Here is a 26,589-nt window from a genome sequence, read left to right as displayed (position 1 = left end):
GGCGGCCGCTGTCGCCGTGGAGCGTCAGGCCCGCGCCGCCGCGTACGTCAGGAAGCGACGCCGGTCCGCTCCCGCAGGCGGCAGACGGCGACGCCGGCGCACCACAGCATGGTGGACGACCACCGGGGACCGCCCGGCAACGGCGCGACGACACAGGAGGACCCGAACGTGTCCCGTACCAAACTGACCTGGATCACACTCGTGGTGCTGGTGTGGACCGCGATGCTGTCGTTCGGTGGCGTGGCTGCCGAGACGGTGATGCTCTACCCGAACATCTTCGGCGACGCCCCGGCGTCGCTGGAACGGGCCCGCGAGTTCATGGTCGCGGGCGGCCCGAGCGACTACTTCCCGCCGCTGGGCGCCACAGTGGTGCTCAGCAGCCTCGCCGCGGTGCTGCTCACCTGGCGCGACCCGCGGTTGCGGTGGTGGATCGCCGGCGCGGCCGGGGCCTTCATCACCTGCGAGTTCCTGTTCTCCGCGGTGTTTTTCTGGCCCCGCAACGAGATCATGTTCGTCGACCCGGTCGGTACCCACTCCCCGCAGTACCTGCGGCAGGTGGCCGACGAGTTCGTCGCCGGGCACCGGGTCCGTCTCGCCGGCGGCGCGGTCACCGCCGTGCTCGCCTTCACCGCGCTGCTGCGCTTCGCCCGCGACACGGCTCGCGCGAGCGTCGCCGCGGAGGCCGCGCGATGAGCCGGCCGCGCCGGATGCTCGGGTTTTCCTGGCCGGTGCTGGTCGGCCTGGCCGCACTGGCCGCGCCCCGGCTCGTGCTGCACGACCTCGGCGTCGTCGAGGAGGGCAGCCTCGTCAACGGACTGCTGGTCTTCCTCCCCCCGCTGTGCTGGATCGCAGCGGTGCTGTGGCAGCGGCCGCCGCGCCCGTTCGTGACCGTCCTGGTCATCGGCGCGCTCTACGGCGTGTTCCTCGCCGCCGGCCATCAACTGCTGTGGGACACCGCCTTCGACGGGGTCACCCCGACCCTCGGCGGGAACCTCGCCGACGTGGACCCCACGGTGCAGCGCGGCGTCGTGCGCGGCGCCGCGGCGGTGTCCAGCCTCGTCACCGGGACGATCGTCGGCGCGGTCACCGGCGCCGTCGCGGCGCTGCTGTGCCGGGTCGTGGCGGCCCGCCCGGAACGACCCGACGAAGCCGACAGATAGGAAGCCGGCTCCGGCGACGCAGGCCCTGCTTCGCCACCGAAGCTCGGTCGTCGCTCACCGCGGGCTCTGCACGGCTTCCTCGGCTGAGCCCGACCGCGGTGTCCGGACCGGCGCCGGACGAGGGTGGGCCCGGCCGGGGCCGGACCCACCCGAGGGGGAACGGGTTTACACGCGGGCGGCGCGCTCCGCGATGCGCAGTGCGGTCACCACGGCCTCGACGTCGGGGATGCCCTCGGTGTAGGCGCCGGCGGCGAGCCGCTGCGAGTGCAGCGTGTACTGGGCGGCGAGCTGGGCGGCGCGCTGCTTGGCCAGGTAGTGCAGGCAGTTGCCCATCATGTCGCCGGGCGCGCCCGGGGTGCTCGACGTGATGCAGTCCGCGACGTAGGAGCTGCTCTGGTTGTACGACTGCGGGTTGATTGCGCAGCTCGTCGGAGACGGTCTGCATGCGGGTGGTGTACTCGTTGACCAGGCCGACGAAGAGTGGGTTGGTCTGCCCGCCGACCGGCTGGCTGAACTGCCGGGCCGGCACATTGATGTTCGTCCCGGTGTTCTGGATGCTGATCGACTCCTGCGGGTCGACCCGTTTGGCGTGCGCGGGGTTCTGCAGGACCGGCGCGTTGAACGACCGGGCGCCGAGGCTCCACACGCCCACGTTGGGGGTGTCGCCGACCGGCTGGAACGTGGGGTAGTAGCGCCTCGCCAGCCAGCCCAGGTAGCCGCCACGTCATCCTCGCCACCGCCGGCGACGTCCGCGCCGACACCGTCGTCGCCGATCTCCTGCCGACCCGAGCACGGCAGCGGCTGTCCGCCGGCGCCGGCGCGAGAGGCGAACGCGACTACGACTGGGCCTGGATCGCCATCCAGGCACCGGCCCGCGAACAGCCGGCGACGCCGCCACCAAGCCCGAGCCAAACTCAGCCACTACCGACGCCACCAAGTCATCGATGCCCGTACCTAGATGACGAACCCGGGCTGGAGTATTAGCCGTCGACCATCGGGACAAAGGTGAGGCTGCGCTTGTTCCGCCGCACTACCCGGCGACCGCGGGCGATTCCGCCGGTGCCCGAACGTCACAGGTAGTCACCGGGCCAGTGGAACGCCCCCGGCGCGGCGGTCATCGCGGCGAGCAGCTCCGGGGCGGCGTGGAGGGGCCGGAGCATCCCAGTGGTGTCGGTCTCGGTCACCGGGTCGCGCAGCAGCCGGGGCAGCGCCGCGTCGACCGCAGGGTCGGCGGGCAGCCGGGCCGTGCAGCGCTGCACGCCCGCCGCGCGGGCGTCCTCGGCGACGGCGGCGAACAGGGCGCCGAGGGCGTCCTCCCGGCCCGGCCGGCACGCAGCCTCCAGGACTTGTACCTCGCCGGCCGTGCGGCGCAGGACCACGTACCCGCCGAGGCGGCCGCGCCGGTGGGCGACGAGCACCTCGGCCGGCGGCGCGTACCAGACGGGCACCCGGCGGTTCCAGTCGTCGGCGGTCCGGACGGTGGTGAGTGAGCGGTGGGCGTTGAACGCCCGGTGGGCTGCGGCAAGCCTGCTCCATTCGGCCAGCGAGCCGGGACCGATCGTCCAGCCGGAGGACGGTGAGGCCGCTTCGGCGGTGCGACCGGCCGGGGCCGGTGTGCCGGTCGGGTAGCGCAGCGTGAACGGTTCGAAGCCGCTGCCGCGGTAGACGTCCGGGGTACCGGTGAACAGCAGCGACCAGGAACAGCCGTCCGCCGTCATCGCGGCCAAAGCCAGGTCGAGCAGGCGGCGGGCGTGGCCGCGGCCGCGGGCCGCGGGGAGGGTCGCCACGTTCGCGATCCCGCCGACCAGGTGCACAGCGCCGTCGGCGGCGCGCAGCCGACGAGGAAGGTAGTAGACGGCGGCCAGAACCGTCGCCGCGTCCACCGCGACGAACGTGCGGGGGAAGCGCCCCGGGTCGCCGGCCCACAGCGGGAAGACGTCCGTGTCGGGAAAGGCCGTCGACCACAGGGCGCGCAGCGACGGCTCGTCGGCGGGGATGGCCGGGCGGTGCACGGTCAGCCCATGCGGGTGAGCAGCTGCCGGGTCACCGCGTGGGCGAGCGGCCGCCCCGCGGCGTACCGGGCGATCTCCTCCACCACGATCGCGCCCTGACGGCGCCGCCCCTGCACCGTGCCGGCGGCCTGGTGCGGGGTGAGCAGCACGTTCGGCAGCGCCCGCAGCGGGTGCCCGGAGGGCAGTGGCTCGTCGTCGAAGACGTCCAGGGCCGCGTCGATGCGGCCGGTGGACAGCTCGGCGACCAGCGCCGCCTCGTCGACCAACCAGGAGCGGGCCGTGTTCACCAGGCCGGCGCCGTCGGGCAGGAGCGCCAGCTCGCGGGCGCCGAGCAGGTGCCGGGTCTCCGGCAGGACCGGCGCGTGCAGCGCGACGATCCGGCTGCCGGCGAGCACCTCGTCGAGCCCGGCCAGCCGCACACCGAGCGCGGCCGCTTCAGACGCGGAGAGGGTCGGGTCGGCCAGCGTCACCTCGGCGCCCAGGGCGCGCACCAGCGAGACGTAGGCGCGGCCGGTCCGCGACGCGGCGACGACACCGACCGGGCAGCCGAGGATCTCGTCACGCGGCGGCGCCTGCTCGGCGGCGTCCCACGCGGCGCCCGCGTGCAGGGCGTGGTCGAAGCGGGGCAGCCGGTGCAGCAGCGCCAGCGTGAAGGCCAGCGCGACCTCCGCGACCGACCGGGCCATGCCCTGTCCCGCCTGCGTGACGGCGATGCCCCGGTCGAACACCCCGTCGGTGACGAACGGCTTGACCGACGCGCCGGTGTGGGCGACGAGCCGCAGCCGCGGGGCCAGGTCGAGCAGGCCGGCGTCCAGCCGCGGGAAGCCCCACGCGGTGACGAGCACCTCGGCGCGGGGTAGCCACTGCGCCGCCGCGGCGTGGTCGTCCACCAGGACGCAGTCGGCGACCTCGGCCAGCCGGGCGCCGACCTCGGCCGGGAAGAACTGGTCGCGCAGGGCGGGCGGCACCGACACGACGGTCACCGGCAGCCGTGGCGCGTCACCGGAGCCAGGCATCGCGGTGCTCCTCGACGAAGTCGTCGTCCGTCAGCCACGGGTAGGCGGCCGCGACCCGGGTCAGCTCCTCGGCCTGGCCGGCGGAGAGCCCCTCGTCCGGGTCGAGGCACCACACGCCGGCGAGCAGCCCCTGCCGGCGCAGCACCTCGTGGACGCCGGCGATGCAGCCGCGGAAGGCGTTGGCGGCGTCGAACACGGCGGCGTTGGCGTCCGTGACCGCCGCCGCGCGATCCGTCAGCTCGGCGAGCGTGACGGCGTCGCCGTCGCGGGCCGCGCGGACCCGGTCGAACATGGCCACCGCGGCGCGGGTCCAGACAGCCCACTGGCCGAGCAGGCCGCCGGCGAAGCGCCGCCCGGCGAACCGGCCGAGCAGGTCGCCGACGATGTGGTCGTCGTTGCCGGTGTAGAGGGCGACCTCTTCGCCCCGGTCGGCGGACACGATGCCGCGGACGGCTTCCAGGGTGCGGTACCGGTCGAACGGCGCGAGCTTGACCGCCACGACCGACGGCAGGTCGGCGAACGCCCGCCAGAACGCCGTGGACAGGCGCGGGCCGCCGATGGCGGGCTGGAGGTAGAAGCCGACCACCGGCAGTACCGTGCCCACCGCCCGGGCGCGCTCCAGCAGGGCGGCCTCGTCGGCGCCCGGCACGACCGGCGACAGCAGCACGGCGTCGTAGCCGAGGCCGGCGGCGAGCTCGGCCTCGGCGACCGCCTGTGCCGTGTCGCCGCACGCCCCGGCGATCTTCACCACCGGACGGCCTGCCTCGGCGTCGACCACCTCGGCGGCGAGCGCCAGCACCGGTGCGAGCAGCCCGGCCTGGCGGATCTCGAACTGGGTGGTGTGCACGCCGACGGCGACGCCGCCCGCGCCCGCGGCCAGGTAGTAGCGGGTGAGCGCGCGCTGCCGCCGCTCGTCGAGGGCCCGGCCAGCGGTGAGGGCGAGGGGGTGCGCCGGGATGACGGTGCCCGACCGGAGCAGATCAAGGCCCACGGTCAGAACCTCCCGTCGCGGACGGCGAACTTGGTCGGCTTGCCCGAGGTGGGCAGGCCGGCGGCGAGCCAGTCCGCCTGCCAGTCGACGAGGGTGCCGAGCGGCACGTCCGGATAGCCGAACAGTGCGTGGCAGCGGGTGGCGTCGTTGAGCAGCGCGGCGGGGGCCTCGGTGCCGGTGATGGTCACCGGCCGGCCGAGCCGTTCGCCGAACCTGGCGGCGAGGCGGCGCACCGGGGCGGTCTCCGGGCCGGTCAGGTTGAGGGTGAACACGCCGGTGCTGGCGTGGTGCAAGGAGCGCAGGGCGACCTCGTTGGCGTAGCCCTGCCACACCACGTTGACGTGGCCGGTGGTGACGTCGATCGGCGTGCCGGCGAGGACGGCCTGGCCGACGTCGGCGAGCACCCCGTAGCGCAGGTCGACCGCGTAGTTGAGCCGCAGGACCGTCACCGGGGTGCCCCTCGTGGCGGCGGCGTGGGCGAACACCTGCTCCCGGCCGAGGCAGCTCATCGCGTAGTCGCCGACCGGGCCGGTCGGGTCGTCCTCGACGCAGCCGCCGGAGGCGACCGGCACGAGCGGGTAGACGTTGCCGGTGGAGAACGCCGCGATCCGGGCGCCGGCGTAGCGGCGGGCGACGGCGGCAGGCAGCACCGCGTTGACGACCCAGGCCAGGTAGGGGGCGGCCGAGGTGCCGAACTTCGCGCCGACCATGAACACCACGTCACTGGCGTCGGGCAGCTCCCGCAGGTCGCGGTCGCCGAGCAGGTCGAACGGCACCGGCTCGACGCCGTCGGCGGCCAGCGCCGCGGCGGCCTTCTCGTCGGACCAGCGCGACACGGCGTACACCCGGTCGCCGGTGCGCCCGGCCGCGTCGAGGCCGCGGCGGGCCAGGCGGCACAGCGACGGGCCCATCTTGCCGCCGGCGCCGAGGACGACGAGGTCGCCGGCGCCCTCGGCGAGGTCGGCGACGAGCGCCGGCGACGGCCGGGCGAGCCGGTCCTCCAGTTCGGTTTCGCTGCTGAACACGGGTCTCATCCTTTGATTCCGGACATCGTGACGCCCTCGGTGAAGTACCGCTGGCCGACGAGGTAGGCGGCGAAGATGGGCACGAACGCGATCACCGAGCCGGCGAGCATGACGTTGAGCGGCACCTGTTCCTGCTGGAGCGAGGCGATGCCGACGGTGAGCGTGCGCATGTCCCCGCTCTGCCCGATGATCAGCGGCCAGAGCAGGTCGTTCCAGTGCCACAGGAAGACGAACACGCCCAGCGTGGCGAGGATCGGCTTGCACAACGGCAGCACGATCCGGGTGAACATCCGCCACTCCGACGCACCGTCGATGCGGGCCGCCTCGAACAGCTCATCCGGCAGGCCCTGGATGAACTGGCGCATCAGGAACACGGCCTGGGCGTTGGCGAGGGTGGGCAGGATCAGGCCCCAATAGGTGTCGACGCCGCCGGCCTTCGCGATGAGGATGAACGTCGGGATGAGCGTCACGTGGTACGGCACCATCACCATCGCCAGGAAGGACCAGAACATCGTCTCCCGGCCGGGGAAGCGTTTCTTCGCGAACGCGTAGCCGGCCATCGCGGCGAGCAGCAGCACCAGCACGACGCTGACGACCGAGTAGATCGCGGTGTTCAGCAGCCAGCGCAGGATGCTCTGGGCCTCCAGGACCTTGCCGTAGGCGCCGGTGTCGATCGGCCACGGCAGCAGGCTGCCCGGGAACTCGACGGCCGCCGCCGGTTTGAGGCTCAGGACCACCATCGCGTAGAAGGGGAACAGCGTGACGACGCTGGCCACGGCCAGCAGCACGGTGCGCAGCACCTTGCCGGCCGGGCCGGGCTGCAGGGCGCGGTAGGCGCGGGGCCGACGGGGTCGACGGGGCGCGGTCGTGACGGTCACTTGTCCCTCCCGAGGGCCAGCCGCTGGATCAGCGCGACGAAGAGCGTGAGCACGAACAACGCGACGCCGATGGCACTCGCGTAGCCGAGGTCGAAGTACTTGAAGCCCTGGTCGTACAGGGCCATGACGAGTGTGTAGCTGGCCCGGGCCGGGCCGCCGCCGGTCATCGCGTAGACGAGGTCGAAGACCTGGAACGAGGCGGTCGTCTCGATCACCAGCAGGAAGAACAGCACCGGCCGCAGCTGCGGCAGGACGATCCAGCGGAACCGCTGCCACGGCCCGGCCCCGTCGGTGAGCGCCGCCTCCTCCTGCTCGCGCGGCAGGTCCTGCAGGCGGGCCAGGACGATGAGCATGCCGTAGCCGAAGTGCGACCAGACGCCGACGAGGGCGAGCGCCGGCAGGACCAGGGTGGTGGAGGCGAGCCACGAGTCGTCGGGCAGCCCGAACCAGCCGAGGATCCGCGACCACGGACCGTCGCTGGAGAAGACCCACGCGAAGATCGTGGCCACGAGCACGAGGCTGGTGACGACCGGCAGGAAGAACACCGAGCGGAAGAAGCCGACGCCGCGGAAGCCGCGCCGGACCAGCAGGGCCAGCCCGACCGAGACGGCGACGGTCACCGGCACGTACAGCAGGGTGTAGACGACGGTGACCCGCAGCGCCTGCCAGAAGACCGGGTCCTCGGCGAGGCGGCGGGCGTTGTCCAGCCCGGTCCATTCGGCGTCGGCGCCGATGGAGTACTCCATGAAGCCGAGCACCAGCCCCGCGATCGCCGGGCCGAACCGGAACACGAGGAACAGCAGGAACGCGGGAAGGACGAAGAGCAGGCCCCACCGGGCCTCGCGCCGGGCCACCACCCGCCGGGTCCGCCGCGCCGGCACCTGTGCTATTTCGGCCACCTGTGCTGTTTCGGCCATCCGCCGTCCTTTCCGTGAACAAGGGAGCCGGCCCGCCGCGAGGGTGCCGCGGCAGGCCGGACCGGAGGGTCAGAGCAGCGCGTTCGCGGCCTTGGCCGCGTCGGCGAGCGCCTGCTCGGGGGTCTTCTTGCCGATCAGCGCCGCCTGGATTTCGGGCGCGAGCACGCCCATCACCTCGCGGCTCTTCTCGTTCAGCGCGCCGACCGTGGTGCTGGCGAGGGTCTTCTCCATCGCGCTGTTGATCGGGTCCGACGCGTAGAGCGTGCCGGCCGACTTCTTCGCCGGGAAGTAGCCGCTCTTCGTCTCGTAGGCCGAGGTGACCGACGGCTGGCTGGCGAACGTGATCCACTCGCCGGCGGCCTTCTTCGTCGAGCTGCCCTTGAGCATGGCGAGGCTGCCGACGGTGCCGTAGCCGACGCTCTTGGCGTCCTTCAGCGGCGGGAAGATCTTGATGTTGTCCGCGCCCCAGAACGTCTTGACGTCGGCCGGCACGTGCTGCCAGGTGCAGGCGACCTTGTTCTTGGCGACGTTGGTCTGCTCGAAGGCCGGGATGCTGGTGAGCAGGTCCTTCTGCACGTAGCCGCCGTCGGCGAGCTGCTTGAGGAAGGTCAGGGCCTTGACGCCCTCCGGGCCGTCGAACGCGACCTTCTTGCCGTCCTTGCTGAACACGTCGCCGCCGGCCTGCCACAGCAGCGGGTAGAACGACTGGTTCAGGGTGGCGGCCGGGTCGGCGTAGTAGTTGGTGACGTCGAAGCCCTTGGCCTTGAACTGCGGGGCCAGGGCGAGCAGGTCGTCCCAGGTCTGCGGGTAGGCGGTGATGCCGGCCTCGGCGAACACCTTGGCGTTGCACATCAGCGGGTTGCTGCTGGTCAGGATCGGCGCGCCGAGCATCTTGCCGTCGAGGGTGACGGCGGCCTTGACGTTGTCGAGGTAGTCGGCCTTGGCGTCGGCCGGCAGGTAGCTGTCCAGTGGCTCGATCATCTTGTTGAACTTGCCGAGCTGGTCGGGGATCAGGTAGACGACGTCGGGACCCTTGCCGCCGGCGATCGCGGTGGTCAGGGACTCCTCCCGCTTCGCCCACGGGAAGATCTCGACCTTCACGTCGATGTTCGGGTGGCTGGTCTTGAACGCGGTGACCTGCTCGTTCCAGAAGGCGGTGTGGGCCGCCTGGTCGGGGATGACCGGGTAGATCCACATCGTGACCGACGCCTTCTCGTCGGACCCGCCGCCGCTGTCGCCGGACCCGCCGCCGCACGCGGCGAGCAGCCCGGCCACCAGCGCGGCGACCGCGACCGGCGCGAACCTGCGAACTCGCATCAGTAGTTCCTCTCGTGTGTATTGGTTCACTGCGCGGGCACGGTCACGACCGTGCCGGTGTGCCGGGCCGCCTCGGCGGCGAAGACCGCGAGGTGACTGGCGAGCGACTGGTCCAGTCCGGACCGGATGTGGCCGCCGTCGCCGGTGGCGACGGCGCGGATGAAGGCGTCCATCAGCCCGCTGTCGCCGCCGCCGTGGTCGTCGGCGGCGGTGGACCCGCCGACCGGGCCGGTCTCCAGGACCTCGATCCGGTCGGTGCGGAAGTCGTGCACCCGCACCCGCTCGCCGTCGCCGGAGAGCATGCCGTGGGTGCCGAACAGCTGGGTCTGGCGGTGGGTCTGCTCGGTGAACGCGGTCATGGTGAACGTGGCGGTGACGCCGCCGGTCAGCTCCATGGCCACGACCTGGTGGTCGACGACGTCGTTGTCGCCGCTGTACACGCAGCGCCCGTACGGCCCGGTCCGCAGCGCGTCGAGGAGCGCGGCCTCGTCGGTGCCGTCGGTGACGACGCTGACCGGCCACACCGCACCCCGTTCGCGCAGCCGCGGCAGGTACAGCTTCGGCGCCGAGTAGGGGCAGTCGGCCTCGACCGGGCAGTCGAGGCACCGCTCAGTGGCCCCGGCCGGGCGCTGGTCGGGCCGGAAGTGGCGCAGGCCGCCGAAGCTGGCGACCTGCGCGATGCGCCGGCCGGTGACGTAGCTGATCCAGTCGAGGTCGTGGCTGGACTTCGCCAGCAGCATCGGCGCCGCGAGGTCCTCCCGCCGCCACGGTCCCCGCACGTACGAGTGGGCGTAGTGCCACCAGCCGACCGGCTCCAGGTGCTGGACGCTGACGATCTCGCCGAGCACACCGCCGTCGACGACCCGCTTCACCAGGTCGGTGTAGGGGGTGTACCGCAGCACGTGGCAGACCGCGAACAGCACGCCGGTGGCGCGGACCGCGTCGACGATCTCGCGGCACTCCGCTTCGGTCGGCGCGAGCGGCTTCTCCACCAGCAGGTGGTGACCGGCCCGCGCGAACGCCACGGCCGGCGCCACGTGCATCCGGTCCTGGGTCGCGATCATCACCGCGTCGGCCTCGACCCCGGCGCCGAGCAGCTCCTCCCAGTCGGTGAACTGGGCGGCGCCGGGGTTGTCGGCCACGACGAGGCCGCGCTGGTGCGGGCGCGGGTCGGCGACCGCGACCAGCCGCGCCCGCTGCGGGTGGTCGGCCACCCAGCGCGCGTACGTCTGGCCCCGGTTCCCGGCGCCCACCAGCGCCACCGTCACCTGCTGCTCCACGTCGTCTTCTCCTTGCCGGTCAGTGGTCAGACGCTGAGGTTGCCCGTGTCGCGGACCCGCGGCCCGGCCGGCGGCAGCGACCGGGCGACGCCCTCCTCGACGCACGCGGTGTGCAGCAGGGAGGAGCCGTCGCCGAAGCCCGCGTCGGCCAGCCGCAGCCGGCCACGGGTGAACAGGGCGCCGACGGCCGAGTACCGGTTGCGGCCGGACTCGACGGTGACGTGGGCGGTGTCGCCGTCGGCGGCGGTGCTCACGTAGGCGCCGAGGTCCCAGGTGACGGCGCCGGTCGCCGCGGCGCGGGACAGGAAGGCCTTGGCCGCGTTGGTACCGCTGAGCACCGCGCCGCCGCCGACGGTGATGCGCTGGTCGGCGGCGCCGGCGAGCCGGATCCCGGTGTCGGTGAGCGTGCCGCCCTCGACGCGGACGTCGGCCGCCTTGACGGCGATCGGGGCGGCGGTGGCGGCACCGGTCAGCGTCGTGCCGGTCAGGTACAGCGGTCCCGGCCCGTTGAACGCGTGCCCGTCGAGGCCGGTGATGCTCGTGCGCACCAGGTGCACCGGAGCGGTGACGCCGGCCTGCACCACCTCCGTGCCGGGGGTGGCGAGCCGGAACGCGCAGCCCTCGATGACGTTCGGCCGCCCGGAGCGGCTCGACTGCTGCGAGATGATCAGCGTGTCGTCGGCCGAGCAGCCGCGCAGCTGGACGCCGTCGGCGTTGACCCACAGCATGCCGGAGCCGGCGAGGCCGGCCTTGCGGATCACCTGGACGTCCTCGAGGGTCAGGTCGGTGATCTTCACCCGGGCCACGAACCACGAGCAGACGTGCTTGCGCACGGTGATCCGCTTGGCCGCCGAGCCCCACGCGGCGCCGGAGTTGGCGAACGTCATCAGCCCGGAGTTGCCGGTGTAGACGAGGTCGTGTTCGTACTGGCCGTGGGTGACGAACGGGCCCTGGTCGTCGCCGTCGCCGTGGCAGTTGGTGACGTAGCCGTAGGCGGAGGCGGTCCAGTCGTTGAGGTGCCGGGCGTTGGACGTGCGGCAGTCCTCGACGTGCCCGTACAGGCAGTAGATCTGCTGGGTGAGGTAGCCGGCGCCGCCCCAGGTGACCGAGGTCGGGTTCTTCAGCGTGCACCGGGCGGTGTGGAAGTGGGTGCACCAGCGGCGCATGATGACCGGCCAGAACGAGCCGGTGGCGTCGACGTCGGCGACGTCGCAGTGCACGGCGTACTCGTAGGCGATCGGGTGCGAGCCGGTGTACTGGTCGCCGCCGTTGCCGGTGAAGACCAGGTTGCGCACGTGGACCCGGCTGACCGGCTCGACCCGCGTCCAGGTCAGCGTCCGGCCGGCGGCGAGCTCCCAGCCGTTCTTGTAGCCGATGCGGATGTGTGTGCCGTCGATGATCTGGGTGACCTGCACGAGCTTCTGCAGCTCGCGTTCCCAGGCGCCGGCGAGCTTGTTGACCTCGACCGCGTACCACTGACCGACCGCGAACGCGGCGGAGTCGCCGACCTGGAACGAGTCCCAGCCCTCCAGCACGGCCTCGGTGAGGGTGTGGGTGTGGACCTGGTCGGTGACCGTGCCGCGGAAGAACAGTACGGCGGCGAACGGGTCGTCGCGGCCGGCGTCCTCGATCCCGTCGGTCGACATGGTGTGCCCGCCGAAGTCGAGCACCAGGTCGCTGCGGGTGAACCGGTGGCGCTTCACGAAGTGCAGGTCCGTGTGCGCCTCGATGCGGTGGATCGACGGGTCGCCGACCATCGCGTCGAGCGCGGCGTCGGCCGGTCTCTTCGCGTCGAAGACGCCGAAGTGCCGGAACTCGACGACGCCGTCGTGGACCTGCAGCCAGCGGCCCGGGCCGGGCCGGTCGCGCTGCGGGTCGAGCACGGTGCCGCCGTTGGCCGGCGCGCTGCTCGCCGGGTCCCAGCGCATCAGACGGGCGCCGCCGTCACCGGCCGCGAGGTGGCCGTCGACGTGCACGAGCTGGCCGGGGACGAGGGCGCGGTACTGCAGAGCGAGCAGCGCCGCGACGGAGCCGACGTGGAAGACGGCGTCGCGCATCGGGCTGAGCCGGTCGGCGTCGTCGCCCGGCGAGTAGGGGGTGGCGTGGGCCGCCGAGGCTGGGGAGAGCGCGAGGGCGGTGCCGGCGAGGGCCAGGCCGCCGAGCCCGGAGGCGCGCAGCAGCGCGCGGCGGGTCGTCGATTCGGAGCGATCCATCGGAAGGGTCTCCTGCCGGTCAGACGGTGAGGTTGTCGGTGGTGACGATCCGGGCGGAGTCGGCGGGCAGCTCGCGGCCGACCCCGTCCTCGACGCATCCGGTGTGCAGCAGCGTGGAGGTACCGCCGAAGCCCGCCGCGGCGAGCACGAGGCGGCCGCCGGAGAAGCGGGCGCCGACGGCCCGGTACCGGTTGACGCCGGTGTCGACGCGGACGTGCGCGGTGGCCGCGCCCGTGGCGGTGCTGCGGTAGTCGCCGAGCTCGATGCGAACCTGCCCGGTGCCGGCGGCCCGCGTCAGCAGCGCGCCGCGGGCGTTGGTGCCGGTGACGGTCGCGCCGCCGCCGACGACCAGGCGCTGGTCCCGCACGGCCGACAGCTCGATGCCGGTGTCGGTCAGGGTCCCGCCGTGCACGACGACCTCGGCGGCGCCGATCAGCAGCGGCGCCGCGCCGGGCGAGCCGGTCAGCACGCAGTCGGTGAAGTGCACCGGGCCGGCGCCGCGCAGGATCGCGCCGTCCAGGCCGCGGAACGTGGTCCGGACGAAGTGCACCGGGTTGCTGACCGGCGTCTGGTGGACGACGGTGCCGGCGGGCTGGTCGAACTCGCAGTCGGCGATGATGTTGGGCCGGCGGGATCGGGCCGAGCGCTGCGCGATGCTCAGCGTCCGGGCCGAGCAGCCGCGCATCTGGATGCCGTCGGCGTTGACCTGGAGCGTCCCGGCCGGATCGAACGTGGAGCGGGCGATGACCCGCACGTCCTCCAGGGTCAGGTCGGTGATCTTGGTGCCGGCGACGAACCAGGAGCAGACGTGCCGGCGGATCGTGATCCGCTTGGCGCTGATGCCCCACTGCCCGCCGCTGTTGGCGATGTCCATGAGGCCGGAGTTGCCGGTGAAGACGAGGTCGTGCTCGTACTGGCCATGGGTGGTGAACGGGTTGCCGCCGGCGTCGTCGCCGTCGCCGTGGCAGTTCTCCACGGTGCAGTACGCCGAGGCGGTGAGGTCGTTGAGGTGCCGGGCGTTGGAGCTGCGGCAGTCGACGACATGGCCGTACAGGCAGTAGATCTGCTGCGTGAGGTAGCCGGCCCCGCCATACATGACCGTCGGCGGGTTCTTCAGGGTGCAGCCCGCGGTGGTGAAGTGGGTGCACCAGCGGCGCATGATGACCGGCCACCACGTGCCGGTGGCGTGGATGCCGGACACGTCGCAGCGCACCGCGTACTCGTAGGCGACCGGGTGGGAGCCGCTGTACTCCCGGTCGTCCGGGCCGGATCCCGGGTACTCGCCGGTGAACGCGACGAACCCGAGGAAGACCATGTTGCGCACGTGCGCCCGGCGGACCGGCTCGACCCGCTGCCAGGTGACCGTGCGCCCGGGGTCGAGCTGCCAGCCGTTGAGGTAGCCGACCCGGATGTGGGTGGCGTCGACGATCTGGGTGACCTGCACCATCTTCTGCAGCTCGCGCTCGTCGGCGCCGGTGAGCGGGTTGCTGGTCGCGGTCCACCACTGGCCGACCGCGAACTGCTTCGCGTCGGGCACCTGGAACACGTCGGACAGCTCCGGCACGGTCTCGGTGAGCGTGTGGACGACGGGGTCACCGGTCGGCGTGCCGCGGAAGTACAGCACCGCGCCGAACGGGTTGTCGTGGGTGTTGCGCTCGATGCCGTCCGTGTGCACGGTGTGGCCGCCGAAGTCGAGCTCGATGTCGCTGCGGCCGAACGTGTGCCGCTTGACGAATCGCAGGTCAGTGTGGGCCTCGACGCGCTGGATCGAAGGATCGCCGACCATGGCGTCGAGGGCGTCGTCGGCCGGCGTGTCGCGGCCGAAGACGCCGAACATCCGGAAGTCGCCGACGCCCGCGTGCACGGCCAGCCAGCGGCCGGCCGGGCGGCGGTAGGGATTGTGGACGGTGCCGCCGTTGCCGGCGGCCGTGCTGGCCGGGTCCCAGCGCAGCAGCGTGCCGCCGCCGTCGCCGGGAGTGCGGTAGCCGGCGACACGGACCATGGTGCGGGCGGTCAGCAGGGCCGGGTGGATGGCGTTGAGGGCGGCGACCGTGTCCACCGCGAGGATCCGGTCCTCGGGCGTGACGTGGTCGGGTGGGGGCGAGCCGGGTTGACCCATGGAAAGCCTCAACCTTCGCGGTCCAGCTGTGCGGCGACGCCGCCGCACAGCGGTGCGGTTCTTTGGGGGTGAAGGTCGGGCAAACGCGCGAGGCGCGCAGGCGGCGGAGCTGCTGACCGGAACGTCCCGGCACCGGGGCTGCGGCGCGTCGGGAGTCAGCTAGTTCGCCCGAGAGGGTCACGACCTTGGTCGTGACGTTGGCGGGACTTTAAACAGCCCGTGAACTCGGTGTCAAGCGTTGTCGCGGTGATCGGCGTGGCCGAGGCGGGCCGAGATCTCGTCGGCGGCCTGCCGCACCTGCCGGCCCACCTCCTGGTAGCGCCAGGTGGGCAGGCCGAGCTTGAGGCCGGTCACGCTGATCGCGCCGCAGCAGCCGCCGGTGTGGTCGCGCAGCGCGCTGCCGATGCAGAACACGCCGTCGGCGTCCTCCTCGTCGTCCAGGGCGTAGCCGGCGGTGCGGACCTCGTCCAGGTGCGCCTGGAGCGAGTCGAGGTCGGTGATCGTGTGGTCGGTGCGTTTCGGCAGCCCGACCCGGCCGATGAGCTCGGCGACCTGCGCGGGGCTCATCTCGGCCAGCAGCGCCTTGCCCAGGCCGGTGCAGTGCGGCAGCTCGCGGGTGCCCATCCGCAGGTCGAGCTGGATCCGCTCGCCGTTGCTGACCTGGTCGATGACGACCGCGTGGGCGCCCTCGGGCACGGCGAGCCGGGAGCTGAGCCCGGTCTGCACGGTCAGGGTGCTCAACACCGGGCGGGCGATGTCGCGCAGCGAGAGCTGCTCCTGGGCCCGCACGCCGAGCCGGGCAAGGGCCATGCCGAGCCGGTAGCGCCGGTTCAGCCCCTCTCCGTCGGCCGCCGCCAGCCCGTGCTGGCCCAGCGTGTAGAGGGTGGCGAAGACGGTGCTCTTGGACAGGCCGCAGGCCTGGGCCACCTCGGTCACGCTCAGCCCGCGACCGGGGGCGGCGGCGGAGAGCGCCTCCAGCACCTCGGCCGCGCGGCTGACGCTGCGGACCAGGTATCTGGCGTTGTCGGATTCGTCGGTGCTCATGGTCCTCATTTCGCGCGCTGCTGTTCGCCCAGGCCGAACAGCGTAACAAAGCTGTTCGAAAACCGCGCCCCCCGTCGTGTTGACCCCGTCGATCAGGCGTGCTTAGGATGCTGAACACTGTTTGGCAGTACCGAACAGCGTTCAGAAATTCTCGTGCGGCGGAAGACATCGCGGCGCCATGACCGGGCTGGGCCATGGCACCGCACCGATGAGGAGTTAGGTGTGAAGCCACGATCGGTCCCATCCGGCACCACGCTCGCCGAGCGCGCCCGCCGGGTCATCCCCGGCGGCGTCAACAGCGGGCAGCGCAGCATCCCCGGGCTCACCGAGCTGGTGATCGCCCGGGCCGCGGGTGCACGTTTCTGGGACACCGACGGTCGCGAGTACACCGACTATCACGCGGCCTTCGGGCCGCCCCTGCTCGGCCACAACGACCCTGACGTCAACGCCGCCGTCACCGAGGCCGGCCGGCGCCTCGACCTGTGCGGCGTGGCCGTCACCGACGGCGAGGTCCAGCTCGCCGAGACCCTCGCCGAGCTGGTGCCCAGCATCGAGCAGGTGCTGCTGACCAGCACCGGCAGCGAGGCGACGTTCCACGCGCTGCGGGTCGCCCGCGCCGCCACCGGCCGGCGCCTCGTGGTGAAGTTCCAGGGCTGCTACCACGGCTGGCACGACGCGGTCAGCCTCAACGTCATCTCCGCTCCCGACCGGGTCGGCGTGCAGGACCCGATCTCGACCGGCATCCTGCCCGAGGTCCTCGACGCCACCCTCGTGCTGCGCTTCAACGACGCGCCGGCCGTGCGCGCGGCCTTCGCCGAGCACGGCGAGCAGATCGCCGCGGTCATCGTCGAGCCGGTGCCGCACAACGTCGGCTGCCTGCTGCCCGATCCGGAGTTCCTGCAGGCGCTGCGCGACGAGTGCACACGCGCCGGCAGCGTCCTCGTCTTCGACGAGGTGATCACCGGCTTCCGGCACGACCTCGGCGGCTGGCAGCGCATCAGCGGCGTCACCCCAGACCTGACCACGCTCGGCAAGGCCCTCGGCAACGGCTACCCGATCGGCGCGCTGGGCGGCCGGGCCGACCTGATGGACCTGTTCAGCACCCGCCCCGGCGCGCCGGCGTTCTTTGCCGGCACCTACAACGGCCACCCGGCCGTGGTCGCCGCCGCGCTCGCCACCCTCGGCAAGCTCCGCACCGAGCCGGTCCACGACCACGTGTACCGGCTCGGCGAGCGGATCCGCGCCGGCCTCGCCGAGGTCTTCGCCGACCTCGGGGTGCCCGCCGTCGTCACCGGCCACGGGTCGGTCTTTGTCAGCTACTTCATGGATGGGCCGGTTCCCCGCACATACGACGACCTGTTGCGCAACGATGCGGGCATGTTCATCGGCTACCGGCGCCGGATGCCCGAGCACGGCGTCTTCGAGCTGCCGCTCAACCTCAAGCGCAACCACGTCTCCTACGCGCACACCGACGCCGACGTCGACCACCTCCTGGAGGCCACCCGGTCGGCGGTCCGCGACACGCTCGCCGCGGGCGGCGTCACCGAGCTGGCCGGCACCGCCACCATGGGTGGCGCCGTGGGGAACGGGTGAGCCGATGCTGACCGTCGACACCACCCGCCCGGTCGGGCCGGCCGGCCGGATCACCCGCGTCGAGACGCTCAGCCTCGGCACCGCCTGGCGCGACTTCTCCTACGTGCGCGTGCACACCGACGCCGGGCTCAGCGGCGTCGGCGAGATCACCCATCCGTACCGGGGACGCGAGACCTGCCAGCTCGCCGAGGCGATGGCCGCCCGCCATCTCATCGGCGCCGACCCGTTCGACGTCGAGGAGATCTGGCTGCGGCTGTACCAGGGCGACTTCCTGCGCGGCGGTGACGTCGGCGGGATCGTGCTCTCCGGCGTCGACCAGGCGCTGTACGACCTGATGGGCAAAGCACTCGGCGTCCCGGCCTACCGGCTGACCGGCGGGGCCTGCCGCAACCGGGTCCGGGTCTACGCCAACGGCTGGTACACCGGCGACCGCGAGCCCGCCGCCTTCGCCGAACGGGCCGTCGCCACCGTGGCCCGCGGCTACACCGCCCTCAAGTTCGACCCGTTCGGCGCCGGGCTCGGCGAGCTGTCCCGCACGGAGCTGCACAGGTCGGTGGCGATCGTCGCCGCGGTCCGCGAGGCGGTCGGCCCCGACGTGGAGCTGTTCGTCGAGGGACACGCCCGCTTCGCCATGCACACCGCCGTGCGGCTCGTTCACGAGCTGGCGCCGTTCGACCTCGGCTGGTTCGAGGAGCCGCTGCCGTGGACCCACATCGAGCGCTACGCCGAGCTGCGGGCCCGGGCGACGATGCCGATCTCCGGCGGCGAGCACTTCCACAACCGCTACGAGTACGCGCGGCTGTTCGCCACCGAGGCGGTCGACATCATCCAGCCGGACCTGTCGATGGCCGGCGGCTTCACCGAGGTCCGCAAGCTCGCCGCGATCGCCGACCAGCACGCGATGGTCGTCGCGCCGCACAACTCCAACTCGCCGCTGTGCACCACCGCGTCCGTGCACGCCGTCCTCGGGATGCCAAACTTCAAGATCCTGGAGACGTTCGACGGCATGCTGGAGGACTACGTGTTCGACGCGGTGCGCGGCGCGCTGCCGATGACCGGCGGGCACATCGAGCTGCCGACCGCGCCCGGACTCGGCATCGAGCTCGACGACGAGGTCTTCGCCGAGCACCCGCCGAGCCACGGCTTCTGGAACATGTTCGCCGAGGGCTGGGAGAAGCGGGACCGCCGATGATCGTCGACGTGCACTCGCACCTGTTCGACTGCCCGGAGCACGTCGGCGACCCGTTCGCCGCCGAGGCCTCCCGGGCCCACGGCGGTCACGTGGACCTGACCGTGCGCTGGGCGGAGTACGCCGCCACCGCGCCGCCCGACACCCGCACGATCGTCGTCGGCGGCAAGGCCCGCCGATCCGGGCTGTGGGTCGACGACGCGGCCGTCGCCGCCTACGTCGCCGCCCGGCCCGACCGGCTCATCGGCTACCTCGCCCTCGACCCGACCCAGCCCGGCTGGCGCGACGAGCTGGAGCACGGCCACGCCGACCTCGGGCTGCGCGGGATCAAGCTCATGCCGATGTACGCCGGGTTCGACCCCGCCGACCCCGCCTACGACGACCTGTACGCCTATGCGGCCCGGCACGGGCTGCCGCTGCTCGTGCACACCGGGACCACCTTCGTGTCCGCGGCGCCGCTGCGGTACGCGCTGCCGGTACACCTCGACGAGGTCGCGATCCGCCATCCCGAGCTGCGCATGGTCCTCGCCCACCTCGGCCACCCCTACGAAGGGGAGTGCATCGCGGTCATCCGCAAGCACCCGCACGTCTACGCCGACGTGTCCGCGCTGCACTACCGGCCGTTCCAGCTCTGGCACAGCCTCCGGCTGGTCCAGGACTACGGCGTGTGGGACAAGCTGCTGTTCGGCAGCGACTACCCGTTCACCACCGTCGACGCCTCAGTCGAGGGGCTGCGCGCGGTCGGCCGAGTCCCCGGCATCCCGGGGCTCGACCCGCTCGACCCCGAGCAGATCGAACGGCTGATCCACCGCCCGTCGCTGGACCTGCTGGGGCTGTCGTGACCGCGTTTGACCTGACCGGCCGGACCGCCCTGGTGACCGGCGCCGCCCGGGGCCTCGGCGCCGCGTTCGCCGCCGGTCTGGCCGGCGCCGGGGCCGACGTCATCGCGGTCGACCGCCCCGGCGCGGATCTCGGACCGACCGTCGCTGCCGTCACCGCCGCTGGCCGGGCCTGCCACCCGCACGCATTCGACCTGGCCGACACCGAGGCGATCGCGCCCTGGGCCGACGAGCTGCGCCGCGCCCACGGCCCGCTGCACATCCTGGTCAACAACGCCGGGGTGGCCGCGCTGGAGCACTTCAACGAGATCACCGTCGCCGGCTGGCGGGCGGTCATGCGGGTCAACGTCGAGGCCGTGTTCTTCCTCGCGCAGCGCGTCGCCGAGCACATGATCGCCGACGGGGTCTCCGGCCGGATCGTGAACATCTCCTCGAAGAACGGCCTTGTCGCCGAGGCCGGGCTGGCCCACTACAACGCCTCGAAGGGCGCCGTCGAGCTACTCACCCGCTCGCTCGCCGCCGAGCTGGGCCCGCATGGGATCACCGTGAACACGATCGCGCCCGGCATGATCGCCACCCCGATCGACGGCGAGTTCCCGTTCGACCGCGCGGCCTTCGAGGCGGCGTGGGCCGAGCGGATCCCGCTCCGCGGCGGCTACGGGCGCCCGGAGGACTGCGTCGGCGCGCTGCTCCTGCTGGCCTCCGACGCCGGCCGGTACATCACCGGCACCCATCTCGTCGTCGACGGCGGCGTGCTCGCCGACCAGATGCCCCGCCTGCGGTTCATGCCGCCGTACCGCAACACGCTCTGACCCCGGCCGCGCCAACCACCCCCACGGCTCATCCTCACCCCGCACAGCAGCCACGTCACTCCACTGTCGATGCGACGCGCGATCGGAAGCCCTATGGGAACGTACTGCGGCTGCTTGACGATCGTGTTGTGGCGCAGGCCGAAGCGGCCTCGCCGGCGCAGATCTTCGCACGGAACGGAGAGCGCAACGGGCTGCTGTGGTTCCAGACCGGGGGTGTACTGATCAACGAAGGCGCGACCACCGCACGGGTGCGGCTCGATGACGAGGCCCAGTTCGTGGAGAGCTCCGCGAGGAGAGAGCGCCTCCTGCGACCGGGAGAGGTAGCCCGGTTCGAGTGGGGCGCCGGGCACACGATCGCCGAGTGGGCGGACGCCCGCGAGAAACCCGACCCACCCAACCCGCTCGGCGCCTGCTTCTTGGCGATCACCGTGTTCGACTCGTTCGAACACGGCATCTTCGACCACCTGCTCGCCGGGTCGTCACGCCGGTTCGATGGGCAGCCAGAGCTCACAGGTCGAGGTGCTGAAGTCGTTCGTAGGCTTGAGTGCTGCGACGATCTCCGGGCCTGGCCGTAGACGCCATGGGTTGGAAGGGAACCACTCGGCTGCGGCCGCGGCCCAGGTCTTCTGCAGGGTCTGTGGATACGGCCCGGCGGTGCGGATGACCACCCATATGCCGGCCGGGACCTCAATGAAGTCGAGGCCGCCGGGGATCGGCGTATCCGGGGACACGGCGACCCCGTGCAGGTAGGTCAGCTCGCTGCCGTCGTCGAGGTCGGGGTGGAGGTCGTCGCTGACCGCGAGCAGGCCGCTCGGGTCAGTGTTGCCGAGTACCTTCAAGCGCAGGTGCTCCTCCGCTGGCAGTGCGGCGACATGCCGCTGGATGTGCGGGTTGACGCCATGGTGGATCAGCGGGACGCGGGCGGCGTGCCCCACGAGCCGGAACGCGGGATGGTCGACGATGCGGGTGTCCATGTGTCGCTCCCTTCGACAGTCAGGCGGAACCTGAGCTGATGGTGCGACGGTGCCTCCGTCGCGTCGCACCATCGGGGCCGACGCCGTGGACCGCCCGGAATGCTCGCCCGAGTGCCTCGTCGAGCTGCATTCGTGCCGAATAGCGGTATTTAGCATGTTCTGTCGGACCTCGAAGGACGTCGGTGGAGTCGGTTGGGTCGAGACCATCAGACGTTCTTCCGACGTCGACCTTGGTCGAAGGCGCACCGGTCGCGGCCGATCGCTGCGGTTCGATCCGATCGTGCGCCGCCGCTGTTGCCTCACACCCGATAGAAGCGGCGCAGAAGATGTCGGGTGATCGGGACCGATGTCGCCGCACGATGGGGGCATGGATGACACGACCTTGGTATCCCGCTTTCTTCGCGACGGTTTCGTGAAGTTGGAGGGCGCCGTCGCGCCGCGCGTGGCTGCGGACTGCGCAGGGCTGCTGTGGCGGGAGACGGGCTGCGACCCGGACGATCCAGCGACGTGGACACAGCCCGTGCACTGGGTGGCCGGTATGGCGCAGGGGCCGTTCGCCGCCGCTCCCAACTCCCCGTTCCTCCATCACGCGTACGACCTGCTCGTCGGCGCGGGACGCTGGGAGCCGCGCTACTCGCTGGGCACGTTCCCGCTGCGTTTCCCGCACCAAGAGGAGCCGGACGACGCGGGCTGGCACATCGAGGGCAGCTATCTGCCGGAGGGCGAGAGCTGGTACTTCACGAATGTGCGCTCCCGCGGCAGGGCGCTGCTGATGCTGTTCCTGTTCAGCGAGGTCGGCGAGGAGGACGCCCCGACCCGGATCCGGGTCGGCTCACACCTCGACGTGCCGAAGGTGCTGGAGAAGCACGGGGAGGACGGGGCGAGCGGGCTGGATCTTGCGCCCGACCTGGTGGCGGCGTCCGATCACCGGCCACTCGCCCTCGCCACCGGGTCGCCGGGCGACGTCTTCCTGTGCCATCCGTTCCTGGTGCACGCGGCGCAACCGCACCATGGGACGCGGCCGCGCTTCATGGCCCAGCCGCCGCTGATGCCGGCCGCGCCGTACGAATTGGAGCGGAGCGACGGTGCGTACTCGCCCGTAGAGATCGCGATCCGCCGAGGCCTTGGACAGAACTCTGCGGGTCCGGACGGAGACGGCACCAACGACAGCGCCGGGTAGACGCGCGCGGCGCGGTAGGCGGGGCGTGGGTGGGTCATGTGCGACGGAGGTGGGATAGCGGTGGGTCTGCGGGTGAACGGCCGCAATGCACGATTCCAGCAGTGGGAGGCTCTGCTTCGGAATCGGACCAAGCGGCAGCGTCGCGGTGAGTTCCTCGTGCAGGGCGTGCGCCCGATCGCCATGGCCGTCGAACACGGCTGGCAGATCCGAGAGCTGCTCTACGACGCCAGCGCTCAGCTGTCCGGGTGGGCACGCGAGGCCCTGGACACAATCAGGGCCGAGAAGATCGCCGTATCCCGTGAACTGATGCACGAGCTGGGAGGTAAGGCGGACACGGTTCCAGAGCTGCTGGCCGTGGTCGCGCTGCCGGAGGACGACCTGTGTCGAATCCCGGCCGCGCCGGCCATGCTCACCGTCGTTTTCGATCGGCCCACCAGCCCCGGCAACATCGGGACCCTCGTCCGGTCCGCAGACGCCTTCGGCGCCTCCGGGGTCATCATCACCGGCCATGCCGCCGACGTATACGACCCGAAGGCGGTCCGGGCGAGCACCGGCTCGCTGTTCGCCCTACCCGTGGTCCGGGTGCCCTCACACCAGGCCGTGATGTCCTGGGTCGCTGACGTCCGCGCCAACGGCATCGGCATAACTATCGTGGGAACCGATGAGCACGGCCCACTGGATGCCGCCGAGTACGACTTCACGCACCCCACGCTGACCTTGATCGGCAATGAGACCACCGGTCTCAGCGCCGGCTGGCGTGACGCCTGCGACCAGGTCGTCCGGATCCCGATGTCCGGGTCCGCCAGCTCTCTGAACGCGGCGACCGCCGCGACTGTCGTGCTATACGAATCGGCACGCCAGCGGACCGCTGCCGCGCGGCGGTAGCGCACTGATCACGGGGCGACAGCCCGGCGCCGAACCGAACACCATCGCGCTGCCTGGCCTCGCGATGATGCTTGCGCAATCGGCCCACGGCGCCCTGCCAGGCCCGGTAGGTGACGTTCACGGCGGTACGCTCGCGCCGCTGAAGACTTTCCGGCCGCCGCGCAACGCCCCTGCCGACTCCCAGAGCACGTTGTGGCGGTCGACGAGGTCCTGCGGGAACGCGAACGCGTCCTCGTTCTGCAGCACCTCGTACTTGCTGCCGACGACGCCGAGCCCGGCGCCGGTGTCACAGCGTGCGGTGACGAAGTGTTCCGGCAGCATCCGGTTCGGGCCGTCGACGCTGTTACGGAACTCGACCGGCCGTCGTGCCACGGTGAAGCCGTTGCCACCAAGCTCGAGGACGGCACCGACGTCGGTGGTGCCGCTGAGCAGGGGCGACGTTTGCCGGTGCCCGGCAACCGCGCCGGCCCGAGGTTTGCCGACCGCTGGTGGTGTATGCCGCTGGTCGCTGGCCGATGCTGGGGATTCTTCGGTACGGCACCGGCGCCGGATCGTGGAGAGGAGCGGCATGTCGTCCCAGTCGACCGGACACGACGGTCCCGGGCTCGTGGGTCACGCCCCGGACACGGTGGCGGTGATCGGAGCGGGCATCGTCGGCCTGTCCACCGCGTGGTTCCTGCAGGAGGCCGGCGTCCAGGTCACGGTGTACGAGCGTCGCCACGCCGGCGCCGGTGCGTCGTGGGGCAATGCGGGCTGGCTGACGCCCGGGCTGGCGGCGCCGCTGCCCGAGCCGGCGGTGCTGCGCTACGGGCTGCGGGCGGTGCTCAGCGCCCGGTCGCCGGTGTATGTGCCGCTGCGCGCCGACCGGCATCTGCTGCGGTTCCTGACATCGTTCGCCGCACACAGCACCGCGCGGCGATGGCGGCGTGGCATGGCCGCCTATGTACCGCTCAACGAGCGGTCACTGGAGGCGTTCGACGTGCTGACGGCCGGAGGCGTGGCCGCGACGACAACCCAGGCGGCCAACTTCCTGGCCTGCTATGCCCGTGAACGCGACCGGCGAGGGCTGCTGGCCGAGCTGGAGCAGATCCGCGCCGCCGGTCAGGACGTGCGGTTCCATCCGGTGCCGGGCCTGCGGGCGCGGGTCGTCGAGCCGGTGCTGACGGACCGCGTCGAGGCCGCCGTCCAGATCTACGGACAGCGGTATCTGGACCCGCCACGGTTCGTCGATGCGCTGGCGACGGCGGTACGTGCGCGTGGCGGGCGGATCGTGGAGGGCTGCGATGTCCTCGATCTGCGGGTGGAACCCGGCAGTGTCGGCGTGGTGTGCCGGTCCGGACATCAGGACCGGCACGACGCCGTCGTGGTCGCCACCGGGGCGGCGTTGGGGGAGTTGGTCGCGCGCTTCGGGGTGCGGCGGCCGGTGCAGGCAGGGCGGGGCTACAGCTTCAGCGTGCCGGCGGAGCGGCTGCCGAGTGGACCGTTGTACTTTCCCGCGCAGCGGGTGGCGTGCACGCCGCTGGACGGCCGTCTGCGGGTGGCCGGGATGATGGAGTTCCGGCGCCCCGGCGATCCCCTGGACCCGCGCCGGATCGCGGCCATCGTGGATGCCGTGCGGCCGTTTCTGCACGGGGTGCACCTCGACGACCGGCGCGACGAATGGGTCGGTTCGCGCCCGTGCACCCCCGACGGCCTGCCGCTGGTCGGGGCGACCGCCGCTCCCCGGGTGTTCGTGGCGGGCGGCCACGGGATGTGGGGCGTCGCACTGGGCCCGGTCACCGGGCAGCTGATGGCCCAGACGATCCTCAAGGGTGAGGCCCCGCCGCAGCTGGCCCCGTTCGACCCGCTGCGGTAGCCGGTACGACAGGCGGCTCGGGGTGCTCCCGCGCGCCCGGCCGGGAAGCAGCGCCAGGGCTGACCACCGCCCGGCGGCCACACCGGATCCGGGATCCGGTCGGTGTGGCCGCCGGGCGGAACACGGCCGGTCGCGCTCAGTGTGCCGGCGTGCCGCCCGCCGGTTTCTGATCGCCGGTGCCGTCGGCGTTGACGATGTCGAAGATGCCGAGCAGGCCGGCCAGGGCGATCGCCTCGTCACGGTTCAGGGTGAGGCTGCAACTGGCGTCGGGATCGTCGCTGCTGCTGTGGATGAGGTCCCGGCGGCTACCGGCGTGGTGGGTGATGACTCCCACCCGGCGACCGGTAGCGCTGGTGAAGGTCCGGCATGTTCCGATGCCGGGTAGCGAGACGCGTTCGATGTCCATGAACAACTCCGAGGGGTGTTGGGAAGAGTTCGCGTCGCCGTCTGCGACGTGAGGACGGCTGTCCGGGTCCCGTCAGCCGGTGAGCAGCAGCCGCAGGCCGGTGAGCGTGGCCAGCGACGGATCGGCGGGCATGGTGACCGACCGGCCGGTCAGGGCGGCCAGCTGGGCGGCGATTCCGGGCGTCATGGCCCCACCACCGGTGAGCAACAACCGGTGCCGTCTGCCGCGTGGACGGTGCAGGCGTCGCACGCAGTCGGCGATCGCCGGGATGCGGTCGACCAGGCCGGTCTCGTTGACGTGGTGCGCGGCCACGACAATGCCGTCGGCGATCCGTGCGACCTCGGTCCGTCCCGACCCGATGTCCACCACGACCAGATCGGCGTTGGTGTCCGCGGCGTCTGGCCGGCAGGCCAACGCTGCCGCCAGGGGTTCCTCCACGGCGGTCACGCGCCCCCCGACGCCTTGGCGCGCCGCGGCGACGAGCATGGTCCGCTGGCGCGGGGTGGCGGTGGCCGGTACCCCGGCGAGCACCCGCAAGGTGGGATCCGAGGGCAGCCCGAGATCGGCGACCAGCAGCCGCAGCATCTGCACGCAGGCGAAGAAGTCGCGCACCACTCCGCCGCGGACGGGCCACGTCACGCTGCCCTCATGGGCGGGCAAGGCGAGCGCGGCCTGCCCGGCGACGAACCGGTCGCCCTCGAGCCGGGCAAGGACCGTGGGTGCGGTGATCGCCGTGCCGATCGCCGGTGTCCACAGCCGGACGGTCGAGGTTCCCAGGTCGAGAGCGAGACAGCGTTCGGCGTACTTGCCCGGGATGGGCATGACCATCACCCCAGCGCCGGTAGCGCGATCGGCGACCGTGACCGGCGACCGGACGTGGGGGG

General features: G+C 72.3%; 25 protein-coding genes. 9 read left to right on the top strand and 16 right to left on the bottom strand.

What is annotated here, in order from left to right; genetic code table 11:
• Positions 1-168: 168 nt before the first annotated feature.
• The gene (locus tag AB0J72_RS32795) at positions 169-693 is read left to right on the top strand and encodes a DUF1772 domain-containing protein (protein ID WP_363405349.1); all 525 of its coding nucleotides are present in this window, start codon (positions 169-171) and stop codon (positions 691-693) included.
• Positions 690-1,160, top strand: coding sequence for a hypothetical protein (locus AB0J72_RS32790; RefSeq protein WP_363405347.1), 471 nt, complete (start codon positions 690-692; stop codon positions 1,158-1,160). Before AB0J72_RS32795 ends, AB0J72_RS32790 begins: the two co-directional genes overlap by 4 nt.
• A 165-nt stretch (positions 1,161-1,325) precedes the next feature.
• Here AB0J72_RS32790 and AB0J72_RS32785 read toward each other — a convergent pair whose 3' ends face one another.
• The 12 genes from AB0J72_RS32785 to AB0J72_RS32730 form a co-directional block, all read right to left on the bottom strand.
• Positions 1,326-1,496, bottom strand: a complete 171-nt coding sequence (locus AB0J72_RS32785; protein ID WP_363405345.1) for a hypothetical protein — start codon at positions 1,494-1,496, stop codon at positions 1,326-1,328.
• Between the two features lie 734 nt (positions 1,497-2,230).
• Positions 2,231-3,172 carry a GNAT family N-acetyltransferase gene (locus AB0J72_RS32780; protein ID WP_363405342.1) on the bottom strand — a complete coding sequence of 314 codons (942 nt, stop codon included), beginning with the start codon at positions 3,170-3,172 and terminating at the stop codon, positions 2,231-2,233.
• Between the two features lie 2 nt (positions 3,173-3,174).
• Positions 3,175-4,188, bottom strand: a complete 1,014-nt coding sequence (locus AB0J72_RS32775) for a hydroxyacid dehydrogenase (RefSeq protein ID WP_363405340.1) — start codon at positions 4,186-4,188, stop codon at positions 3,175-3,177.
• Entirely contained in the window at positions 4,172-5,179 is a 1,008-nt protein-coding gene (locus tag AB0J72_RS32770) for a hypothetical protein (RefSeq protein ID WP_360568377.1), read from the bottom strand. Before AB0J72_RS32770 ends, AB0J72_RS32775 begins: the two co-directional genes overlap by 17 nt.
• A 2-nt stretch (positions 5,180-5,181) precedes the next feature.
• Positions 5,182-6,204, bottom strand: coding sequence for an NAD-dependent epimerase/dehydratase family protein (locus tag AB0J72_RS32765; RefSeq protein WP_363405338.1), 1,023 nt, complete (start codon positions 6,202-6,204; stop codon positions 5,182-5,184).
• A gap of 5 nt (positions 6,205-6,209) precedes the next feature.
• Entirely contained in the window at positions 6,210-7,082 is an 873-nt protein-coding gene (locus AB0J72_RS32760; RefSeq protein WP_354903160.1) for a carbohydrate ABC transporter permease, read from the bottom strand.
• Positions 7,079-7,999: a sugar ABC transporter permease gene (locus tag AB0J72_RS32755; protein WP_363405336.1), complete on the bottom strand. Its 921-nt coding sequence runs from the start codon at positions 7,997-7,999 to the stop codon at positions 7,079-7,081. The genes AB0J72_RS32760 and AB0J72_RS32755 overlap by 4 nt, the downstream gene beginning before the upstream one ends.
• 69 nt (positions 8,000-8,068) lie before the next feature.
• Positions 8,069-9,316, bottom strand: a complete 1,248-nt coding sequence (locus AB0J72_RS32750) for a sugar ABC transporter substrate-binding protein (protein WP_363405334.1) — start codon at positions 9,314-9,316, stop codon at positions 8,069-8,071.
• A 26-nt stretch (positions 9,317-9,342) separates the two neighbouring features.
• Positions 9,343-10,596: a Gfo/Idh/MocA family oxidoreductase gene (locus AB0J72_RS32745; protein WP_363405332.1), complete on the bottom strand. Its 1,254-nt coding sequence runs from the start codon at positions 10,594-10,596 to the stop codon at positions 9,343-9,345.
• A gap of 26 nt (positions 10,597-10,622) precedes the next feature.
• Positions 10,623-12,809, bottom strand: coding sequence for a hypothetical protein (locus AB0J72_RS32740; protein ID WP_363405330.1), 2,187 nt, complete (start codon positions 12,807-12,809; stop codon positions 10,623-10,625).
• Between the two features lie 19 nt (positions 12,810-12,828).
• Entirely contained in the window at positions 12,829-14,928 is a 2,100-nt protein-coding gene (locus AB0J72_RS32735; protein WP_363405328.1) for a hypothetical protein, read from the bottom strand.
• Between the two features lie 231 nt (positions 14,929-15,159).
• Complete coding sequence (locus AB0J72_RS32730; RefSeq protein ID WP_354758087.1) at positions 15,160-15,972, bottom strand: IclR family transcriptional regulator; 813 nt, start codon at positions 15,970-15,972, stop codon at positions 15,160-15,162.
• 222 nt (positions 15,973-16,194) lie between these two features.
• Between AB0J72_RS32730 and AB0J72_RS32725 the strand changes: the two genes are divergently transcribed.
• The 4 genes from AB0J72_RS32725 to AB0J72_RS32710 are packed head-to-tail and all read left to right on the top strand — an operon-like array spanning position 16,195 to position 20,405.
• A complete protein-coding gene (locus tag AB0J72_RS32725; protein ID WP_363405325.1) occupies positions 16,195-17,565 on the top strand; it encodes an aspartate aminotransferase family protein in 1,371 nt (456 codons plus the stop codon).
• A 4-nt stretch (positions 17,566-17,569) separates the two neighbouring features.
• Positions 17,570-18,757: a mandelate racemase/muconate lactonizing enzyme family protein gene (locus AB0J72_RS32720; RefSeq protein WP_354903172.1), complete on the top strand. Its 1,188-nt coding sequence runs from the start codon at positions 17,570-17,572 to the stop codon at positions 18,755-18,757.
• Complete coding sequence (locus AB0J72_RS32715; protein ID WP_360572809.1) at positions 18,754-19,596, top strand: amidohydrolase family protein; 843 nt, start codon at positions 18,754-18,756, stop codon at positions 19,594-19,596. Before AB0J72_RS32720 ends, AB0J72_RS32715 begins: the two co-directional genes overlap by 4 nt.
• Positions 19,593-20,405 carry an SDR family oxidoreductase gene (locus AB0J72_RS32710; RefSeq protein ID WP_354903176.1) on the top strand — a complete coding sequence of 271 codons (813 nt, stop codon included), beginning with the start codon at positions 19,593-19,595 and terminating at the stop codon, positions 20,403-20,405. The genes AB0J72_RS32715 and AB0J72_RS32710 overlap by 4 nt, the downstream gene beginning before the upstream one ends.
• A gap of 479 nt (positions 20,406-20,884) precedes the next feature.
• On the opposite strand, the gene AB0J72_RS32705 is transcribed toward AB0J72_RS32710, so the two are convergent.
• A complete protein-coding gene (locus AB0J72_RS32705) occupies positions 20,885-21,379 on the bottom strand; it encodes a GyrI-like domain-containing protein (protein ID WP_363405323.1) in 495 nt (164 codons plus the stop codon).
• 367 nt (positions 21,380-21,746) lie between these two features.
• Between AB0J72_RS32705 and AB0J72_RS32700 the strand changes: the two genes are divergently transcribed.
• Positions 21,747-22,559: a phytanoyl-CoA dioxygenase family protein gene (locus tag AB0J72_RS32700; RefSeq protein ID WP_363405321.1), complete on the top strand. Its 813-nt coding sequence runs from the start codon at positions 21,747-21,749 to the stop codon at positions 22,557-22,559.
• A gap of 54 nt (positions 22,560-22,613) precedes the next feature.
• The gene (locus tag AB0J72_RS32695; protein WP_363405482.1) at positions 22,614-23,444 is read left to right on the top strand and encodes an RNA methyltransferase; all 831 of its coding nucleotides are present in this window, start codon (positions 22,614-22,616) and stop codon (positions 23,442-23,444) included.
• A gap of 117 nt (positions 23,445-23,561) precedes the next feature.
• Here AB0J72_RS32695 and AB0J72_RS32690 read toward each other — a convergent pair whose 3' ends face one another.
• Complete coding sequence (locus tag AB0J72_RS32690) at positions 23,562-23,816, bottom strand: DUF932 domain-containing protein (protein ID WP_363405319.1); 255 nt, start codon at positions 23,814-23,816, stop codon at positions 23,562-23,564.
• 196 nt (positions 23,817-24,012) lie between these two features.
• Here AB0J72_RS32690 and AB0J72_RS32685 point away from each other — a divergent pair, with 196 nt between their 5' ends.
• Positions 24,013-25,299 (top strand): FAD-dependent oxidoreductase, encoded by a 1,287-nt coding sequence (locus AB0J72_RS32685; protein WP_363405317.1) that lies wholly within the window; start codon positions 24,013-24,015, stop codon positions 25,297-25,299.
• Positions 25,300-25,435: 136 nt separating this feature from the next.
• On the opposite strand, the gene AB0J72_RS32680 is transcribed toward AB0J72_RS32685, so the two are convergent.
• Together AB0J72_RS32680 and AB0J72_RS32675 are read right to left on the bottom strand one after the other, a co-directional pair.
• The gene (locus tag AB0J72_RS32680; protein WP_363405315.1) at positions 25,436-25,705 is read right to left on the bottom strand and encodes a potassium transporter TrkA; all 270 of its coding nucleotides are present in this window, start codon (positions 25,703-25,705) and stop codon (positions 25,436-25,438) included.
• Positions 25,706-25,777: 72 nt separating this feature from the next.
• Positions 25,778-26,527 carry a rod shape-determining protein gene (locus AB0J72_RS32675; protein ID WP_363405313.1) on the bottom strand — a complete coding sequence of 250 codons (750 nt, stop codon included), beginning with the start codon at positions 26,525-26,527 and terminating at the stop codon, positions 25,778-25,780.
• Positions 26,528-26,589 lie beyond the last annotated feature (62 nt).

Source organism: Dactylosporangium sp. NPDC049742 (assembly GCF_040674675.1).
Classification (GTDB): domain Bacteria; phylum Actinomycetota; class Actinomycetes; order Mycobacteriales; family Micromonosporaceae; genus Dactylosporangium; species Dactylosporangium maewongense.
This window is presented reverse-complemented; position numbering and strand designations above follow the sequence as displayed.